Raw genomic sequence first — 18,651 nt, forward strand, 5'->3', positions numbered from 1 at the left:
AGCGACCGGACGTCGATCCTGCTCCACGGCGCACCCGCGCCCGCCGGCGACGAGGCGGCGGCGCTGGCCGCCCGCGGGATCGCGCTCGTGCCGGGCCGCTCGTTGACCACGAGGATCCGCTCGCGGGCCACGACCAGGCGGTCCGAGACGGGCTCGTCGTCCTGCAGCAGCTCGCGCAGGGCGCCGGGGAGGTCGAGCTCCGCGACCGGCACCGGCGTCCGCACGCCCTCGAGCCCGAGCAGCTCCAGCGCGTGGTCGTTGGCGAGCACCAGCCGGCCGCGGTCGTCGACCAGCAGCAGCCCCTCCCGCACCGAGTGCAGGACCGACTCGTAGTAGGCGAAGACCTGGCTCATCTGCTCCGGGCCCCGCCCGCCGGTGACCCGCCGCAGGTAGCGGGCGAGGAGCCACGAGCCGAGCGCGCCGAGCGCGACCGCCCCGCCCGCGCCCCAGGCGACGACCTGCACGCGGGCGGCGAAGGAGGCGTCCACGGCCGAGAGCGTCACGCCCGCCGACACGAGCGCGACGACCGCGCCGTCGGCGTCCTCGATCGGCGCGACGGCGCGGACGGAGGGACCGAGCGTGCCGGTGTACGTCTCGGTGAAGGTCCGCCCCTCCAGCGCCGGCTCGATCGTGCCCTGGAACGGCAGGCCGATCTGGTCGCGGTCGCGGTGGGTGTACCGGGTGCGGTCGGGAGCCATGATCGTGAGGAAGTCGACGGCGGTGTCCCGCATGACCTCCTCGGCGTACGGCTGCAGGCTCGCCGAGGGATCCGCGCCGGCCGCCGACTCGAGGACGAAGGGGTTGTCGGCCACCGTCCGCGCCACCACGAGGCTCCGCTGGGCCGCCTCGTCTCCCGCCCGGCTCCGTGCGTCGAGAGCCAGCACCGCGACGGCCGCCACGGCGATCAGCAGGATGCTCAGCAGCTGCACGGCGAACAGGCGCGCGGCGATGCTGCCTCGCGGTCCGCGTGCGCTCGGCGTCCTGACCATGCCACTCCCTCGTGGGCGAGCGCTCGGGGCGCCCCGCCGTGAACAGTATGAACGCAACCGTGCCGGGCTCCGGAGGCGGGGCCACCATCGTCCTACCCCCTCACCTCGACGAAGAGAAGGACACCCCCATGGCGAAGACGCCTCAGACGCCGTCCGACCGGCTGATCCCCGCGGTCACCCCTCCGAAGACCCGGCGGCGCATCGACCGGAACCACTGGCTCTACATCGCCGTCATCATCGCGGTGGTCGCCGGCGTCGTGGTCGGACTCGTCGCTCCCGCCTTCGCGGCGACGCTGGAGCCCGTCGGCAAGGCCTTCGTCGGACTGATCAAGATGATGATCGCGCCGATCATCTTCTGCACCATCGTCATCGGCATCGGCTCCATCGCGAAGGCCGCCACGGTCGGCAAGGTCGGCGGCCTCGCCCTGGGCTACTTCATCGTCATGTCGACCTTCGCCCTGGCGATCGGCCTCGTCGTCGGCAACATCCTCCACCCGGGCGAGGGCCTCGACATCTCGAGCGCCACCTACGACACCAGCGACCTCAAGGCCGAGACCACCAGCGACTTCGTCCTCGGGATCATCCCCGTCTCGCTGTTCTCCTCGCTCGTGGACGGCAGCATCCTGCAGACCCTCTTCGTCGCCCTGCTCGTCGGCTTCGCGCTGCAGAAGATGGGCGCCAAGGGCCAGCCGATCCTCGGAGCGATCAAGCAGCTCCAGGTCCTGGTCTTCCGCATCCTCTCGATGGTGCTCTGGGTCGCCCCGATCGGCGCGTTCGGCGCCATCGCCGCGGTCGTCGGCAAGACCGGCTGGGGCGCCGTCGTCGCTCTCGCCACCCTGATGATCGGCTTCTACATCACCTGCGCGATCTTCGTGATCGTCGTCCTCGGACTGCTGCTGCGACTCGTGACCGGCGTCAGCATCTTCTCGCTGATGAAGTACCTCGCCCGCGAGTACCTGCTCATCGTCGGCACCTCCTCCTCGGAGGCGGCGCTGCCCCGCCTGATCGCGAAGATGGAGCACCTGGGCGTCTCCAAGCCCGTCGTCGGCATCACGGTGCCCACCGGCTACTCCTTCAACCTCGACGGCACGGCGATCTACCTCACGATGGCGTCGCTGTTCATCGCCTCGGCCACCGGCGCGCCGATGTCCGTCCCGGAGCAGATCGGCCTCCTCCTCTTCATGATGATCGCCTCGAAGGGCGCCGCGGGCGTCACCGGAGCGGGCCTGGCCACGCTGGCCGGCGGCCTGCAGTCCTTCCGCCCCGACCTGGTCAACGGCGTCGGCGTGATCGTCGGCATCGACCGCTTCATGTCCGAGGCCCGCGCGGTCACCAACTTCACCGGCAACGCGGTCGCCACCCTGCTCGTGGGCACCTGGACCAAGCAGATCGACATGGTGCAGGTCCGCGAGGTCCTCGGCGGACGCTCGCCCTTCGACGAGACCACGCTCGGAGCGGACGAGCACGACGCCCCCGCCTCGGGCACCTCGATCACCGAGGGCATCGCGTCGATCCAGGACTCGGACGAGGCGTCGCGGATGCGCGCGGAGATCGCGGCCAAGCGCTAGCCGATCCGATCGCGAAGGCCCCGCCCCCCGGAACCGGTCCGGGAGGCGGGGCCTTCGACGTGCGCGGGTCAGTGCCTCCGCACCCCGAGCAGAGGCAGGGTCACCGAGCAGAGCGGCCCGATCAGCACCGCGAAGAGGAGGGTGCCGAGGCCGGCGTCGCCGCCGAGGGCCCAGCCGATGAGCAGGACCGTGAGCTCGACGCCGGAGCGCGCCACCCAGATCGGCAGCCCCGTGCGGGTGTGCAGGCCCAGCATCAGGCCGTCTCGCGGTCCCGGACCGAGGTGCGCGCCGATGTAGATCCCGCTCGCGACCGCCAGCAGCACCAGACCGCCGGCGAAGAGCAGGCCGCGCGCCCACCACTCCTCCGGCGTCGCCAGCACGCGCAGCCCGACGTCGATCATCGTGCCGACCACGAGCACGTTCAGCACGGTGCCGAGGCCGGGCCGCTGCCGGAGGGGGATCCACAGCAGCAGGACGAGCAGGCCGATCACGTTCGTGAGCAGTCCGATCCCGAGGCCGGTCTGGTGCGCGACCCCCTGGGCGAAGACGGTCCACGGGTCGACCCCGATCGCCGCGCGGATCATCATCGCGTCGGCGAATCCGTAGAGAACGAGGCCGACCAGCAGGCGCGGCACGGGTCGGAGGCGCCACTGGCTCGCCGGGGGAGCGGCGGCCGGGGCAGGAGCGGTGATCGTCATGGACACATCACAGCGCGACATTGGCCTTCTTCGCGCGGTCCAATCCGGCTACCTTGGACGCATGGCTGATGTCCACTTCGGCGCGCGCGCCCTGCAGACCCTCCTCGGCGACTGGCGCGAGCAGCGCGGCACCCGTCCCGCCTACCTCGCGCTGGCCGACCGGATCCGCCTCCTCGGGATCGACGGCCGCATCCCCGCGGGCAGCCGCCTGCCCGCCGAGCGCGAGCTCTCGGCCCGCCTCGGCGTCAGCCGTACGACCGTGGCCGCCGCCTACCGCGAGCTGCGCGACAGCGGCTACCTCGTCAGCGTGCGCGGCTCCGGCAGCGTCACCCGTCTGCCCGGAGCGGCCGTGCACGCGGTGCCCTCGCTCGCGCCGGACTTCCTCGACTTCACCAAGGCGGCCCTGCCCGCCGTCCCCGAGCTGGCGGAGGCGTACACCCGCGCGGCGCAGGCGGCGCCCGAGCACTTCGACTCCGGCTCCTACGACACGGTCGGCCTGCCGGTGCTGCGCCGCGCGATCGCCGAGCGCTACACCGTGCGGGGCCTGCGCACCGAGCCCGGCCAGATCATGGTGACCATCGGCGCGCAGCACGCGATCGCGCTCGTGGCCCGCACCCTGCTCGCGCGGGGCGACCGGGCGCTGATCGAGGCCCCGACCTACCCGCACGCCTACGAGGCCCTCCGGCTGGCCGGCGCGCGGCTCGTGCCGGTGAACGTCGACGGAGCGGACGGCTGGGACGGGGAGGGCCTGATCGCCGCACTGCGCGGGACGAGCCCGAGCCTGGCCTACCTGATGCCCGACTTCCACAACCCGACCGGCCGCTCCATGGCCCCCGAGCTGCGGGAGCGGGCGATCAGCGCCGCGGCCCGGCAGGGCACGCTGATCATCGCCGACGAGACGACGGCCGAGCTCGACATCGACCGGCGGATGAGCCCGCTGCCGTTCGCCGCCTACGGACCCGAGGGGACGGTGCTCTCGATCGGCTCCGTCGGCAAGACGCTGTGGGGCGGCATCCGGATCGGCTGGATCCGCGCCGAGCGGGCGGTGATCCGCAAGCTGGCACTGGCGCGCTCGGCGAGCGACCTCGGCACGCCGATCCTGGAGCAGCTCCTGGTCGCGGACATGCTCGACCGGATGGACGGCGTGCTGGAGCTGCGGCGCTCGCAGCTGCGCGCGGGCCGCGACCACCTCGAGGCGGCCCTGGCGCGCGCGATCCCGGAGTGGAGCGTGCCGCGGGTCTCGGGCGGCCTCTCCACCTGGGTGGGCCTGGGTCGGCCGGCGAGCTCGCAGCTGGCGCTCGCCGCCCGGACGGCGGGGCTGCTGATCACCGCGGGCCCGCGCTTCGGGATCGACGGCGCCTTCGAGCGCTTCCTCCGCATCCCGATCGGCTACTCGCCCGAGGCGACCGACCGGGCCGTGGAGGCGCTCGCGACGGCGTGGGCGCAGGTCGCCCGGCACCCGGCTGCCGACCCGGGGTACCTCGCCGACGTGGTCTGAGGTGGAGCGCCCGCCGGGCGTGTGAGATCGTTCTCTCATGAGCGACGGTCACGGCTACCTGCTGGTCCACTTCGTGGAGGATCGGATCGGCCACAGCGAGAAGATCTTCCTCTCGCTCAGCCGGGGCGACGATCCGCTGCGCTGGCGTGCGCTCGGGTCGGTGCTGGAGTGGACCGGCGGCACGGGCGGCGTCCGGGATCCCCACATCGTCCGCGGGCCGCGGGGCTTCCATCTCGTCGCCACCGATCTCCGCGTGTGGCGGCCCGAGGGCCCGGACTGGGACCTCTACCGGCACCGGGGCAGCCGCGACCTCGTGGTCTGGGACTCCCCGGACCTCCTGGAGTGGTCCGAGCCGCGCGCCGTCACCGTGGCACCCGAGGGCGCGGGCATGGCCTGGGCGCCGGAGTCGGTCTACGACCCGGTCTCGGGCGACTTCCTCGTGCACTGGTCCTCCGGCCTGGCCGAGGACGGCGATCCCACCACCGGCGAGACGGGCGACAGCCGCATCCTGCTCGCCCGCACGCGCGACTTCCGCACGTTCACCGAGCCCGAGACCTACCTGCGGCTGCCCGGCGGAGTGATCGACATGACGCTGCTGATCGAGGGCACGGCCGTCCACCGCTTCGCCAAGCAGCACGACGACGCCCCCGACACGATGCAGGTGTTCCAGCAGGTCGGCTCCTCCCTCCTCGCGGACGACTTCGCCACCGTCGCCCGGGGGATCGGGCAGGAGCTCGGCCCGAGCGTCGAGGGGCCGCTGGTCTTCCGGCACCACCGCGAGGAGCGCTGGTCGCTCTGGGTCGACCAGTACGCCGTCCGCCCCTACGGCTACCGCGCGTACACGAGCACCGACCCGGCCTCGGGCCGCTGGGAGCTCGCGGAGGAGTTCGACCTGCCCGAGGACACCAAGCACGGAGCGGTCCTCCCGCTCACCCGATCCGAGTACACGGCGCTCGACGAGCGCGACCCCGCCTGAGAGGCCCCGCATGACCGACTTCAGCCCCCGTCTCGCCGACGCCCTCGTCACCGTCCTCGGTGCCGACGGCGCTCCGCTCGCCCATGCCGACGTGACGATCGAGCACCGCCGCCACGCCTTCGGCTTCGGCTGCACTCCTCCGAGCACCGACCCCGCGCGCGCCGAGGAGCGCCGGCTCTGGCTCGACCTGTTCGACACGGCGACCCTCCCCGTCTACTGGGGCCGCTTCGAGCCGGAGCGCGGCCGCACCGCGACGGAGGAGGTGCTCGCCGAGGCGCGCGCGCTCGCCGCGGACGGCGTCCGCCTGAAGGGGCACCCGCTGGTCTGGCACTACGTGAAGCCGGAGTGGCTCGACGCGCTGCCGCTGGACGAGGCCGAGGAGCTCCTCCGCGCGCGCATCCGCCGGGAGGTGGGCGCCTTCGCCGGGCTGATCGACACCTGGGACGCGATCAACGAGGTCGTGATCATGCCGCGCTTCGCGAACGAGCCGGACGGCGTGACGAACGCCGTCACCCGCCTCGCCCGGGAGAAGGGGCGCGTCGGCATGGTCGAGCTGGCCTTCTCGGAGGCGCGCAGCCTCGGCACCGGACCGGTGCTCGTGCTGAACGACTTCGACCTCGGGCCCGAATACGAGCGGCTGATCGAGGACGTGCTCGAGGCCGGGATCCGGCTCGACGCGATCGGCCTCCAGTCGCACATGCACCAGGGGTTCCGCGGGGAGGAGCAGATCACGGCGATCTGCGACAGGTTCGCGCGCTTCGGCCTGCCGCTGCACTGGACCGAGACCACCCTCGTCTCGGGTGAGCTGATGCCCGCCGAGATCGAGGACCTCAACGACCACGTGGTCGAGGACTGGCCGACCACTCCGGAGGGGGAGGCGCGGCAGGCGGACGAGATGGTGCGGCACTACGAGACGCTGGTCGCGCATCCGGCGGTCGAGGCGATCACCTACTGGGGCTTCGACGACGCCGGCGCCTGGCTCGGAGCGCCGGGCGGGTTCCTCCGCCGCGACGGGAGCCCGAAGCCGGCCTACGAGGCGCTGCGCTCGCGGATCCGCGGTCAGTGGTGGCTCGAGCCGACGGTGCTGCGGACGGACGCCGAGGGGCGCGTCGGCGTCCGGGCCTTCGCCGGGGACTTCGCGCTCTCGAGCGCGGGGGCGGGCGCTGGGGTGAGCCTGCCCGTCGGGTCCTCGACGGCGGAGGTCCGCCTGGGCTGAGGGCGCCCGGGGCCGACCGGCGGCGCGGGTCGCTCGTCGCCGTCCGGAACGCCGCGTCCCTCCGAACACTCAGTCGGCTGATGGAAGACTCGGGGGGTGCATCTCCTCGCGGTCCTCAGCATGAAGAACCGGGCGCTCATCGCGCTCGTCACCGTCGTCATAGCCGTCTTCGGCGGAGTCGCCCTGACCGGGCTCAAGCAGGAGCTCGCGCCGTCGATCTCCTTCCCGCAGCTCGCCGTCGTGACGTCCTACCCGGGCGCCGCTCCGGAGGTGGTCAACGACGACGTCTCGACGCCGATCGAGACCGCCATCCAGGGGGTGCCGGGGCTCGAGACGACCAGCGCGACGTCCTCCACGGACTCCTCCCTCATCTCGGCGTCCTTCACCTACGGCACCGACCTCGCCACCGCCGAGCAGAAGATCCTGCAGGCGATCAACCGGATCACGAGCACGCTGCCGGACGGCGTCGACCCGCAGGTGGTCACCGGCTCCCTCGACGACCTGCCGGTGCTGCAGCTCGCCGTGTCGAGCGACGGCGACGCGGACGCGCTGGCCGAGCGCCTGCGCACCACGGTCATCCCGGACCTGGAGAAGGTCGAGGGCGTGCGCGAGGCGGCGCTCGTCGGCGAGACCGCCCAGCGCGTCACGATCACCCCGGACGCCGCGGCGCTCGCCGCAGCCGGCCTCTCGACCGGCGACATCCGCTCGGCCCTGCAGCAGAACGGCGTGCTCGTCGCAGGCGGCCAGATCACCCAGGACGGGTCGACCTTCTCGGTGCAGTCGGGCGTCAAGCTCGACTCCACCGACGCGATCGCGGCGCTGCCGCTGCTGCCGTCCGCGAGTTCCTCCGCGGGTGCGGGCGCTTCCGGCGGCGCGGGTGCCTCCGCGGGCGCCGGTGCGTCCGCGGGCGCCGGTGCATCCGCGGGCGGCTCCGAGGCCGGCGCGGCGGCGGGAGGCGCAGGAGCGGTCGTGACCGCCGAGCCGACCGTCACCACCCTCGGCTCCGTCGCGACGGTCGCCGTCACCGACGCCCCCGTCACCTCGATCTCGCGCGTCAACGGCCAGCCCGCCCTGACCCTCTCGATCACCAAGCTCCCGGCCGCGAACACCGTCGACGTGTCGACCGGCGTGACCGCGCTGCTCCCGGACCTCGAGGAGTCGATCGGCGACAACGCCGCCTTCACCTCGGTCTTCGACCAGGCGCCCTACATCCAGGAGTCGATCGCGTCGCTCGCGCAGGAGGGCGCGCTCGGCCTCGTCTTCGCCGTGCTGGTGATCCTGCTGTTCCTGCTCTCGGTGCGCTCGACCCTGGTCACGGCCATCTCGATCCCGACCTCGGTGCTGATCACCTTCATCGGCCTGCAGACGGCCGGCTACACCCTCAACATCCTGACCCTCGGTGCGCTCACCATCGCGATCGGCCGTGTGGTCGACGACTCCATCGTCGTGATCGAGAACATCAAGCGGCACCTCGACGCCGGCGAGGACCGGGCCCGGACCATCGCGGTCGCCGTCCGCGAGGTCGCCGGCGCGATCACCGCCTCCACGATCACCACGGTCGCGGTGTTCCTGCCGATCTCGTTCGTGGGCGGCACCACGGGCGAGCTGTTCCGGCCCTTCGCGCTGACCGTGTCGATCGCCCTGCTCGCCTCCCTCGTGGTGGCTCTGACGATCGTGCCGGTGCTGGCCTACTGGTTCCTCCGCCCCTCGAAGCGGCCGGCGGTGCGCCAGGCCGCGCAGGCGGCGCTCGCGGAGGAGCGCGCGGCGGCCGGAGGGGCACCCGGCTCGGGCGTCCCGGCCGACACCCGCGTCCCGACCGACACCGCCGCGCCGGTCGAGGAGGCCCCGCACCACGGCGCCCACGCCGCTCCCCGCCGGGCGCGCGGGCTGCAGTCGGTCTACGGCCCGATCATCCACTGGACCCTGAAGCACTCGGTCGTCACCGTCCTCCTGGCGCTGCTCGTGCTCGTCGGGACCGGTGCGCTGTATCCGCTGATGAAGACGAACTTCCTCGGCTCCAGCGGCCAGGACACCTTCACCGTCACCCAGACCGTCCCCGTCGGCCAGAGCCTCGATGCGCAGGACGCGACGGCGCAGCAGGCGAGCACGGCCATCCTCGGCGTCGGCGGCGTCGAGACCGTCCAGCTCACGGTCGGCTCCTCCGGCGGGCTGCAGAGCGCCTTCGGCGGAGGAGGCGGAGGCGGCAGCTCGATCCGCTACTCCGTCACCACCGACGAGTCGGCCGACCAGGAGGCCGTGCAGGCGGACGTCCGCGACGCGCTGTCGGGCGTGGCCTCGGCCGAGGACATCAGCGTCGCCGCCTCCTCCGGCTTCGGCGCCTCCTCGGACATCGAGGTCGACCTCTCGACCGCGTCGCAGAGCGACCTCCAGAGCGCGAGCGACCAGCTCCTCGAGGCCCTGCGCGGGACCGACGGGATCAGCCAGGCCGAGAGCAACCTCTCCTCCTCGCTGCCCTACATCGCGGTGCGGGTCGACCGCGACGCCGCGGCCCGGGCGGGTCTCAGCGAGGTCGCCGTGGGCACGATCGTCAGCCAGGCGCTCCAGCCCAGCCAGGTCGGCAGCGTCGTGATCGACGACCGCACCCTCTCGATCTACCTCGCCGACGGGCAGCCGCCGGCCACGGTGGACGAGCTGCGGAACCTCGAGGTGCCGACCCTCACCGGCACCGTCGCGCTCTCCACCCTCGCGGCGGTCGAGCAGACGGACGGCCCGGCGAGCATCACCACCGAGCGCGGCCAGCGCACCGCGACCCTCACCGTCACCCCGGAGGGCGACGACCTCGCCTCGGCGAACGTCGCCGTGCAGAACGCGATCGACGCGACGCCGCTCCCGGCCGGTGTCGACGCCTCCCTCGGCGGAGTGACCGCCGACCAGGCCGACGCGTTCTCGCAGCTGGGCATCGCGCTGCTGGTCGCGATCCTGATCGTCTACGTCGTGATGGTGGCGACGTTCCGCTCGCTCCTGCAGCCGCTGCTCCTGCTGGTGTCGGTGCCGTTCGCGGCGACCGGCGCGATCCTCCTGCAGGTGGTCACCGGCGTGCCGCTGGGCGTGCCGTCCCTGATCGGCGTGCTGATGCTGATCGGCATCGTCGTCACGAACGCGATCGTGCTCGTGGACCTGGTGAACCAGTACCGCGACCGCGGGATGCCGGTGCGGGAGGCGCTGCTGCACGGCACCGAGCGGCGGCTCCGGCCCATCCTGATGACCGCGCTCGCGACGATCTTCGCCCTGCTGCCGATGGCGCTCGGGATCACGGGCCACGGCGGCTTCATCTCGCAGCCGCTGGCGATCGTCGTGATCGGCGGCCTGGTGTCCTCGACGGTGCTGACCCTCGTGGTCCTGCCCGTCGTCTACAACCTGGTCGAGGGGTATCGTGAGCGGCGGCGTGCCGCCCGCGCCGGGAAGGCGTCGGCATGACGGACATCAGGGATGCGGCCGAGACGGTCGGCTCGCGCTGGCGAAGCGGACCGGAGCGCGCCACCGCGGTCCTCGACGAGATCGGTCCGGAGCGCTTCGTCGCCCGCGACTTCGGCCCGGGCACGCTCCGGCACCTCGTCCTGATCCGCTTCCGCCCGACGGCGCTGGTCGCCGAGGCGGACGAGGTCACCCGCCGCTTCCTCGCCCTGGCCGACGAGTGCGTGCGCGACGGACGGCCCTACATCGAGTCGATCGAGACCGGGCCGCAGCTGAGCATCGAGGGCGCGGGCGAGGGCTTCGACCGCGCGTTCCTGCTGACCTTCTCGTCCGAGGGCGACCTGCACTACTACCTGGGCCGGCCGGCCGTCGAGGATCCCGCGCACTGGGACCCGGCGCACGACGCGTTCAAGGAGTTCGTCGGGCCGTTCGTCGACACGGCCGGCATCGTCGCCTTCGACTTCCGGCCCGAAGCGCACTGATGGCGACTCCCGAGTTCGTGCTGCGGCTGCGCGAGCGGATCGGGACCGAGCTGCTCTGGCTCACGGGTGTGACCGCGGTGATCCTCCGCGAGGAGCCGGTGCTCGAGGTCCTGCTCGTCCGGCGCGCCGACACCGGCGCCTGGACGGCCGTCACCGGGATCATCGACCCGGGCGAGACCGTCGCCGGCACCGCCCGCCGCGAGGCGCAGGAGGAGGCGGGCGTCGAGATCGAGGTCGAGCGCCTCGTGCAGGTGCACACCCTCCCGCCGATGCAGTACCCCAACGGGGACCGCTCGCAGTACCTCGACCACGTCGTCCGCTGCCGCTGGATCTCGGGAGACGCCCACGTCGCGGACGACGAGTCGACCGAGGTCGGCTGGTTCGCGCCCGACGCGCTCCCGCCGATGTCGGACGAGCACCGCGCCCGGATCGAGCGGGCGCTGTCGGACGAGCCGGGCTGCTCGATCGACTGACGGCGGGGGTGCGCGCCGGACGAGGGCGGGGCCTCCTCCCGGGAGCGGCACTCGGATCGGGGTGGGCGCTGCTCAGACCGGTCGCGCGAAGCAGAGCACCGCGTCGTCGCCGACGTGGGCTCCGAATCCGTCGATCGCCGTGAAGCCGAGCGCGTCGGCCGCAGGGGCGAGCGCCGGAGCGGCGGCCAGGCGGAGCGTGCGGATCCGCTGCACGCGCGCCCACGACTCCGCCGCCGCGACGAGCCGTCGGGCGACTCCCGTGCGCCGGTGGACGGAGGCGACGACGAGCTCCAGCACCTCGGCGAAGTCGTCCGGGCCGGGAGCGAGCACCAGCACTCCGGCCGCCGCTCCGTCGATCCGGGCGACCAGGACACGGGCGTTCGGGGGCGGGACCGCGGCGAGGAGGCCCTCCGCTCCGGCTGCGTCCTCGAGGCGGACGACGACTCCGCTCACGAGTCGAGGCGGGCGCGGAGGAACTCGACGACCCGCGCCCGCAGCGCGTCGTCGAGCAGCGCGATCGAATGCAGCGAGCCGGGGAGGACGAGGAGGTCGACGCTCGCTCCCGCTCCGCGCAGCGCCTCGGCGAAGCGGGTCGACTGGCTGAGCGCGACCCGCTCGTGCGCCGCGTGGGCGATGAGGAACGGCGGCTCGGAGCCGTCCACCTGCGCGAGGGGCGAGGCGGCGGTCGCGGCCGGGCAGGAGGCGAGGTCCGCGCAGTCGAGGTAAGTGCGCACGGCGGCCGCGACTCCGACCACCGGGTCGTCGTCGGCGAGGCCGGCGGCGCTGAGGTCGGAGGGGCCGCTCAGGTCGACCACGGCGGCCAGGCGCGACGAGGTCGCCGGCAGCGTGCCGAGCAACGAGGCGAGAGTGCCGCCGGCCGAGCCGCCGAACGCCGCCACCCGCTCCGGATCGATGCCGAAGCGCGCGGTCTGCTCCGGCTCGAGCAGCCAGTCGAGAGCGGCCGTCACGTCGTCGAGCTGCGCGGGGAACACGGCGGCGGGTGCGAGGCGGTAGTCGACCGAGACGGCGACGAACCCCTCCGATCCCAGCCACTGGCAGATCGGACGCCAGTTCGCGTCGGCCTTGCCTCCGCGGGCCCAGCTGCCGCCGTGCACGACGAGGACGGCGGGCCGCGGCTGCGCCGACGGGGCGGGGGAGGAGCAGACGTCGACGCTCTGCCCGGTGCTCTCGTCGTAGACGACGTCGGCCGTCACATCCACGCCGGACCAGTCGGGACCGGGTGCCGCTCCCAGCGCCTGCGCCACCGGCTCCGACACGGGAGTCGTACTCGCGCAGCCCGTGAGGAGCAGTACGAGGGCGGCCAGGACCGCGGCGACGCGTCGCGGGGATCGGGTGGGCTCGCGCATGAGTGCGATCAGCGTACGGGGTGCCCGGCGCCCCGCAGGCGGCACCCCCGCGATCAGGGGGTGCGGGGCTCGCGCTGCAGCCGGACCAGGACGACCCCCGCGAGGATCAGCGCGCCGCCGCCGAACTGGATCGGCGCGGGCAGCTCCCCGAGGATCAGCCACGCGGCCGCGATCGAGAACAGCACTTCCGTCAGTCCGACGAAGGAGGCGATCCGCGTGCCGAGACGGCGTCCGCCCTCGATCCCGAGCAGATACGCCAGCACCGTCGACATGCCGAGGATCACGCCCGCGGGGAGCAGCCAGCTGACCTCCGCTCCGACGAACACCACCTCGCCGAACGTCGCGCGCAGCGGCGTGACACCGAGCGCCCCGAGGGCCAGCAGGATCGCGGCGCCGACCGTCATCGCCCCCGCCGTGAGCGCGATCGGCGGCAGCTCCGGATCCACGCGGCCGGCGATGACGTAGTAGACGCACAGGCCGAGCGAGGCGGTCAGCGCCCAGGCGATGCCGACCAGCTCGGGCGCGGACTCGCCGGACAGGTCGAGCACGAGCACCAGGCCGCCGAGCGCGAGAGCGGAGCCGGCGAGGGTGGAGCGGCCGGGGTGCCGGCGGGTGCGGGCCCAGGCGAAGAGGACGAGGAACACCGGCGCGAGGTACTCGATCAGCAGGGCGACGCCGACCGACATGTGCTCGATCGCGCTGTAGAAGCAGAGCTGCGCGGCGATCACGGCGAACACCCCGTAGAGGGCGATCGTGCCGAGGTTGCGGCGGAGCACGGGCCAGCGGCCGCGGAGGGAGAGGACCGCCGGGATCGCGAGGATCAGGGCCGCGCCGCCCGCCCGCCAGAGGACCGCGGACGCCGGCGTCCAGCCCGCCTCCAGGAGCGGCTTCACGAACGGCCCGCCCAGACCGAACGCCGCCGACGCGGCCAGCGCTGCGACCAGGCCGGAGCCGAGGCGCCGTGCAGGCGCGGGCGCGCTCGCGGCGGGGAGGGTGACGGCGGCGGTGCTCTCGGCGGTCATGGCCGGCTCCTTCAGGAGTCAAAAGGATTACACTCGTGACAGCGAGCTGATCGCACACTACTGAGCCGCACTGTCAGGAGTCAACATGGTGTTCGCCTATGACGTCGAGGCGTCGCTGACCTCCACCGCCACCCTCGTCAACACGCTCCCCGAGCTCTCGCCGTCCGGCGAGGACGAGATGGCGACGATCGAGCAGCTGGACGACTTCCTCCTCGAGAACAGGTACACGGGCAGCCGCGACGGATCGGCCGAGGAGCTGGAGGCCGTGCGGGCGATCCGCTCCTCCCTCCGCACCCTCTGGCTCACGCGGGCCGAGGAGGACCTCGTCCCCGTCGTCAACGGGATGCTCGACTCCGGCCGCGCCCTCCCGCAGCTGGTGCGGCACGGACCCTACGGCTGGCACCTCCACGCGACGCGCGACGAGAGCCCGCTCGCCACCCGCGTCCTGGTCGAGGCCGCCATGGCGTTCGTCGACGTGATCCGCGGCGACGAGCGCGAGCGGATCCGCGTCTGCGCGGCGGAGGACTGCGAGGCGGTGCTCGTGGACTTCTCGCGCAACCGCTCGAAGCGCTACTGCGACACGGGCAACTGCGGGAACCGCGCGAACGTGGCCGCATACCGGGCTCGGCGGGCGTCGCAGTGACGGGCGGGGCGGCGTGACGGGCGCGGCGGTGGGCGGCACGCCCTAGCCAGGCTCCCGGGCCGCGTGTAGACTCGCTCGGTCGGCTCTTGACACCGCGCGTTCTCGTGCGGATGGGTTTGTTAGTCAAGTGGGCCGAGTCTCCGACAGTCGTCGTGAGACGAATCACATGTGTGAATCGGCCCCGGTCAACGACTCGCCCGGGTTCTCCCCCTGCTGCCCTGCAGCAGTCCAGCGCACGGACGCCCCACACGACGGGGCTCCTCCGGCGTCGCCTCCTCGCGCACGACCTGAACCCAGGAAGAACTGCCATGCCCAAGAACAAGAAGCCCGCCGGCGGACGTCCGGCCAAGAACTTCGAGCCCAACCGCTTCGGTGCCTCGAGCGGCAAGTCGCAGCTCGGCGGCCGCTCGCGCTTCCCGGGCGCCAAGCCCGGCTCCCGCAGCGAGGGCCACCGCGGCTTCCGCGCCGTCGACGAGAACGCCCACAAGAAGGCCCGCTGGAACGCCGACGAGCGCGCTGAGCGGGCCACCGAGCGCGCCGATCGCCCCGCCCGCGGGAACGACCGCGACGAGAGGCCCTCGCGCGGATACGACCGCGATGCGCGTCCGGCCCGTTCGAACGACCGCGACGAGCGTCCGGCCCGCGGATACGACCGCGATGCGCGTCCGGCCCGCTCGAACGATCGCGACGACCGTCCGGCGCGTTCCTTCGACCGCGACGACCGTCCGGCGCGTTCCTTCGACCGGGGCGACCGTCCGGCGCGCTCCTTCGACCGCGATGCGCGTCCGGCCCGTTCGAACGACCGCGATGACCGTCCGGCCCGTTCGAACGACCGCGACGAGCGTCCGGCCCGTTCCTACGGGCGCGACGAGCGTCCGGCGCGTTCCTTCGACCGGAGCGACCGTCCGGCGCGTTCCTTCGACCGCGATGCGCGTCCGGCCCGTTCGAACGACCGTGACGACCGTCCGGCCCGCTCCTACGGGCGCGACGACCGGCCCGCCCGCACCGGCGAGCGCGACGAGCGCCCTTCGCGGGGCTACGACCGCAGCGAGCGTCCCGCCCGCTCGTTCGACCGCAGCGACCGCCCGACCCGCTCCTTCGACCGGGACGCGCGTCCCTCGCGCGGCCACGACCGCGGCGACCGCCCGACCCGCTCGTTCGACCGCGACTCCCGGCCCTCGCGCCGCGACTCCGGCTCGGACTTCTACCCCAGCCGCGACGCCCGCGCGCCGCACCAGGCCGACGACGTCGTGCTCGAGCGCCTCGAGGCGACGGCCACGCTCGCCGTCGACGTCGAGGGCGTCACCTTCGGCGACCTGGGTCTGGGCGGCAACATCGTCCGGATGCTGACCGAGCTCGGAGCGGCCGCGCCGTTCCCGATCCAGGCCGCGACCATCCCCGAGGTGCTCGCAGGCAAGGACGTCCTCGGCCGCGGCAAGACCGGCTCCGGCAAGACGATCGCCTTCGGCGCCCCCGTCGTCGAGCGACTGATGGAGAACAACGGAGCGAAGGGCCGCAAGCCGGGCCGCGCTCCGCGTGCGCTCATCCTCGCGCCGACCCGCGAGCTCGCCATGCAGATCGACCGGACGATCCAGCCGATCGCCCGCTCCGTCGGCCTGTTCACGACGACCATCTACGGGGGCGTCCCCCAGTACAAGCAGGTCGGTGCTCTCCAGCGCGGAGTCGACATCGTCATCGCGACGCCGGGCCGCCTCGAGGACCTCGTCGAGCAGGGCCGCCTCGACCTCTCGAACATCACCATCACGGTGCTCGACGAGGCCGACCACATGTGCGACCTGGGCTTCCTCGAGCCGGTGCAGCGGATCCTCCGCCAGACCGCCGACGGAGGTCAGCGCCTGCTGTTCTCGGCCACGCTCGACAAGGGCGTCGCGACGCTCGTCGACGAGTTCCTGGTCGAGCCGAGCGTCCACGAGGTCGCCGGAGAGGACCAGGCCTCCTCGACCATCGACCACCGGGTGCTCCTGATCGAGCACCGCGACAAGGCCGAGATCATCGAGCAGCTCGCCGCTCGCCAGGGCAAGACGCTGATCTTCGCCCGCACCCGCGCGTTCGCGGAGCAGCTCGCCGAGCAGCTCGACCACGCGGACATCCCCGCGACGAGCCTCCACGGCGACCTCAACCAGTCGCGCCGCACCCGCAACCTCGCGCTGCTCACCAGCGGACGCGTCGACGTGCTGGTCGCGACCGACGTGGCCGCGCGCGGCATCCACGTCGACGACATCGACCTGGTGATCCAGGCCGACGCTCCCGACGAGTACAAGACGTACCTCCACCGCTCCGGCCGCACCGGCCGCGCGGGCAAGACGGGCACGGTCGTGACGCTCATCACGCGCAACCGCCGCCGCCGCATGGAGGAGCTGCTCGACCGGGCCGAGATCGAGGCCGAGATGATCGAGGCCCGCCCCGGCGACAGCGTCCTGCGCGAGATCAGCGCCCCGGCCGAGTAGCGCGGCCCGCACGACGAGAGGCGCGGACCCCCGTATCGGGGTCCGCGCCTCTTTCCGTGTGTCCCGAGGGGTCGTCGTGCCGGGGACGAGCAGGCGCTGTGCTTCTCGCCGTTCAGGTCTCGTGGCGGGAGGGTCCCGACCGGGGAGGCCGCCGCTCCGCCCGCATCACCGCCCCCGCGCGCAGGAACGCCGAAGGGCGGACACCTCGCGGTGCCCGCCCTTCGGCGTTCGTCAACGGCCGGAGCCGCTGAGGGGTATTAGCTGGCCGGGGGGGTCAGCACGGTGTCGATGAGGTAGACGGTCGCGTTGGCGGTCTGGACGCCACCGCAGATGACGGACGCGTCGTTGACCTTCAGGTCGTCGCCGGAACCGGTGACGGTGAGGTTGCCGCCCTGGACGGTGGCGTGGTCGCCGGCGATCGCGTCAGGGGCGATCTGGCCGGGGACGACGTGGTAGGTGAGGATCGAGGACAGCGTGGCGGCGCCCTCGGGGGTCTTGAGGGAGTCGACGGTCGCGGCGTCGAGCTTGGCGAACGCGTCGTCGACGGGGGCGAAGACGGTGAACTCGCCGCTGTTCAGCGTGTCGACGAGGTTGACGTCGGGGTTGAGGCCACCGGAGACCGCAGCGGTCAGGGTGGTCAGCAGCGGGTTGTTCGACGCGGCGGTCGCGACGGGGTCGAGCGACATGCCCTCGACCGAGCCGGCGCCGTCCGGGACCTGCTCGGCGTAGGCGGCACAGCCGGGGCCGACGAGGTTCGCGGCCGGGTCCATGGTCGCCATGGGGGTCGAGGAGGCGGAGGCCGACGAGGTGGCCATCGGGGTCGACATCTCGGTCGCCGCGTCGCTGGCGGCGGTGGTCGAGCCGCTTCCGCTCGAGCAGGCGGTGAGGCCGAGGGCGGCGGTGCCCAGCAGGGCGAATGCGGCGAGGGCGGAACGCTTGGTGGATCGCATGGGATTACTCCTTCGTGAGACGGCCCCCACTCGATGCGGAGGACCTGTTCTGTGTGGACCGTGTCGCGGCCGTTGACAGGTGTTCGGAGCCCTCCCTGCGGGGGTTTGGATTTCTTTCGGTGATCTAGGTAACGGCTTCGTAACGGCAGGGAACCGGGAGCCGGCGGGGTGCTCCGCGGAGTCGATTACCCTGGAGGCGTCGCGCGCACGCGTCGACGCGACGAGGAGAGGACGGGCGAGTGCAGACCCGAGGCGCACGAGTGGCTCGCGGCATCGCCGCCGCTCTCGCCGCGACCACCACGGCCGCCGCCTCCCACACGCTCGCGGGCGCCGAGACCCCCGCTCCCGCAGTCCTCGCCCTCGCCGCGGCGTTCGCCGTCGTCGTCTGCGTCCTCCTCTCGGGGCGCCGCCTCTCCCTCCCTCGGCTGACCGCCTCCGTCCTCGTCAGCCAGATCGCCTACCACGGGCTCTTCCTCGTGACGGGCAGCGGAGGAGAGGTGAGCGTGGTCGGCACGACGGGCACCGGCGCGCACTTCCACGACGGATCGACCATCGAGCTGATCGCCGGCGGAGGCGGGCACGCGGCTCATGCTCCGCTGATGCTCGTCGCCCACCTCGCTGCGGCCGCGCTCACGGTCGCGGCACTGCGGCACGGCGAGCGCCTGTTCTGGACTCTCGGAGCCGGCCTGCAGCGCGTCGTCGTCCGGATCGTCACCCGTGCGTCCGCCCCGGTCCTCGCGGGGGCTCCGGGCGTTCCTCCGACGAACGCGGCCGAGCCGCGGTCGCCCCTCATCTTCGACACGGTGCTCTCGATCCTCAGGCACCGCGGCCCGCCGCTGCGCGCCCTGCGCGCCGCCTGACGTCCC

16 protein-coding genes are annotated in these 18,651 nt (G+C 73.1%); 10 read left to right on the forward strand and 6 right to left on the reverse strand.

All coding sequences use genetic code 11. From position 1 onward, the window contains the following. On the reverse strand, positions 1 to 989 hold a 989-nt coding region (locus C5C24_RS10835), incomplete at its 3' end, for a PAS domain-containing protein (RefSeq protein WP_146082589.1). A gap of 128 nt (positions 990 to 1,117) precedes the next feature. Here C5C24_RS10835 and C5C24_RS10840 point away from each other — a divergent pair. Next, positions 1,118 to 2,557: a cation:dicarboxylate symporter family transporter gene (locus C5C24_RS10840; RefSeq protein ID WP_104304956.1), complete on the forward strand. Its 1,440-nt coding sequence runs from the start codon at positions 1,118 to 1,120 to the stop codon at positions 2,555 to 2,557. Positions 2,558 to 2,625: 68 nt separating this feature from the next. On the opposite strand, the gene C5C24_RS10845 is transcribed toward C5C24_RS10840, so the two are convergent. Beyond that, positions 2,626 to 3,255 carry a YitT family protein gene (locus C5C24_RS10845; protein ID WP_374954082.1) on the reverse strand — a complete coding sequence of 210 codons (630 nt, stop codon included), beginning with the start codon at positions 3,253 to 3,255 and terminating at the stop codon, positions 2,626 to 2,628. Between the two features lie 61 nt (positions 3,256 to 3,316). Between C5C24_RS10845 and C5C24_RS10850 the strand changes: the two genes are divergently transcribed. The 6 genes from C5C24_RS10850 (at position 3,317) to C5C24_RS10875 (ending at position 11,335) form a co-directional block, all read left to right on the forward strand. Continuing rightward, a complete protein-coding gene (locus tag C5C24_RS10850) occupies positions 3,317 to 4,753 on the forward strand; it encodes a PLP-dependent aminotransferase family protein (protein ID WP_104282227.1) in 1,437 nt (478 codons plus the stop codon). 37 nt (positions 4,754 to 4,790) lie between these two features. Next, on the forward strand, positions 4,791 to 5,729 hold the full coding sequence (locus tag C5C24_RS10855; protein ID WP_104304957.1) for a glycoside hydrolase family 43 protein: 939 nt from the start codon (positions 4,791 to 4,793) through the stop codon (positions 5,727 to 5,729). A gap of 10 nt (positions 5,730 to 5,739) precedes the next feature. Continuing rightward, positions 5,740 to 6,945, forward strand: coding sequence for an endo-1,4-beta-xylanase (locus C5C24_RS10860; RefSeq protein ID WP_104304958.1), 1,206 nt, complete (start codon positions 5,740 to 5,742; stop codon positions 6,943 to 6,945). 96 nt (positions 6,946 to 7,041) lie between these two features. After that, positions 7,042 to 10,383 carry an efflux RND transporter permease subunit gene (locus tag C5C24_RS10865; RefSeq protein ID WP_104282225.1) on the forward strand — a complete coding sequence of 1,114 codons (3,342 nt, stop codon included), beginning with the start codon at positions 7,042 to 7,044 and terminating at the stop codon, positions 10,381 to 10,383. Next, positions 10,380 to 10,862, forward strand: a complete 483-nt coding sequence (locus C5C24_RS10870; protein WP_104282224.1) for a Dabb family protein — start codon at positions 10,380 to 10,382, stop codon at positions 10,860 to 10,862. The genes C5C24_RS10865 and C5C24_RS10870 overlap by 4 nt, the downstream gene beginning before the upstream one ends. Beyond that, positions 10,862 to 11,335 (forward strand): NUDIX domain-containing protein, encoded by a 474-nt coding sequence (locus tag C5C24_RS10875; protein ID WP_104282223.1) that lies wholly within the window; start codon positions 10,862 to 10,864, stop codon positions 11,333 to 11,335. Before C5C24_RS10870 ends, C5C24_RS10875 begins: the two co-directional genes overlap by 1 nt. A 72-nt stretch (positions 11,336 to 11,407) precedes the next feature. Here the strand turns inward: C5C24_RS10875 and C5C24_RS10880 are convergent, their stop codons facing one another. From C5C24_RS10880 to C5C24_RS10890, 3 genes are read right to left on the reverse strand one after another with little or no spacing between them, the layout of a single operon-like run. Further along, the gene (locus C5C24_RS10880; RefSeq protein WP_104276846.1) at positions 11,408 to 11,788 is read right to left on the reverse strand and encodes a GNAT family N-acetyltransferase; all 381 of its coding nucleotides are present in this window, start codon (positions 11,786 to 11,788) and stop codon (positions 11,408 to 11,410) included. Then, positions 11,785 to 12,702, reverse strand: coding sequence for an alpha/beta hydrolase (locus tag C5C24_RS10885; protein WP_104282222.1), 918 nt, complete (start codon positions 12,700 to 12,702; stop codon positions 11,785 to 11,787). Before C5C24_RS10885 ends, C5C24_RS10880 begins: the two co-directional genes overlap by 4 nt. Before the next feature lie 53 nt (positions 12,703 to 12,755). Continuing rightward, on the reverse strand, positions 12,756 to 13,724 hold the full coding sequence (locus C5C24_RS10890; RefSeq protein ID WP_104276848.1) for a DMT family transporter: 969 nt from the start codon (positions 13,722 to 13,724) through the stop codon (positions 12,756 to 12,758). Positions 13,725 to 13,809: 85 nt separating this feature from the next. On the opposite strand from C5C24_RS10890, the gene C5C24_RS10895 reads away from it, so the two are divergent. After that, positions 13,810 to 14,367, forward strand: coding sequence for a CGNR zinc finger domain-containing protein (locus tag C5C24_RS10895; RefSeq protein WP_104276849.1), 558 nt, complete (start codon positions 13,810 to 13,812; stop codon positions 14,365 to 14,367). A 308-nt stretch (positions 14,368 to 14,675) separates the two neighbouring features. Further along, on the forward strand, positions 14,676 to 16,835 hold the full coding sequence (locus tag C5C24_RS10900) for a DEAD/DEAH box helicase (RefSeq protein ID WP_104304959.1): 2,160 nt from the start codon (positions 14,676 to 14,678) through the stop codon (positions 16,833 to 16,835). Between the two features lie 257 nt (positions 16,836 to 17,092). On the opposite strand, the gene C5C24_RS10905 is transcribed toward C5C24_RS10900, so the two are convergent. Continuing rightward, the gene (locus C5C24_RS10905) at positions 17,093 to 17,785 is read right to left on the reverse strand and encodes a fasciclin domain-containing protein (protein WP_104223824.1); all 693 of its coding nucleotides are present in this window, start codon (positions 17,783 to 17,785) and stop codon (positions 17,093 to 17,095) included. 239 nt (positions 17,786 to 18,024) lie between these two features. Here C5C24_RS10905 and C5C24_RS10910 point away from each other — a divergent pair, with 239 nt between their 5' ends. Beyond that, on the forward strand, positions 18,025 to 18,645 hold the full coding sequence (locus tag C5C24_RS10910) for a hypothetical protein (RefSeq protein WP_181135521.1): 621 nt from the start codon (positions 18,025 to 18,027) through the stop codon (positions 18,643 to 18,645). Positions 18,646 to 18,651: the final 6 nt, after the last annotated feature.

Source organism: Rathayibacter sp. AY2B3, assembly GCF_002931755.1.
GTDB lineage: Bacteria > Actinomycetota > Actinomycetes > Actinomycetales > Microbacteriaceae > Rathayibacter.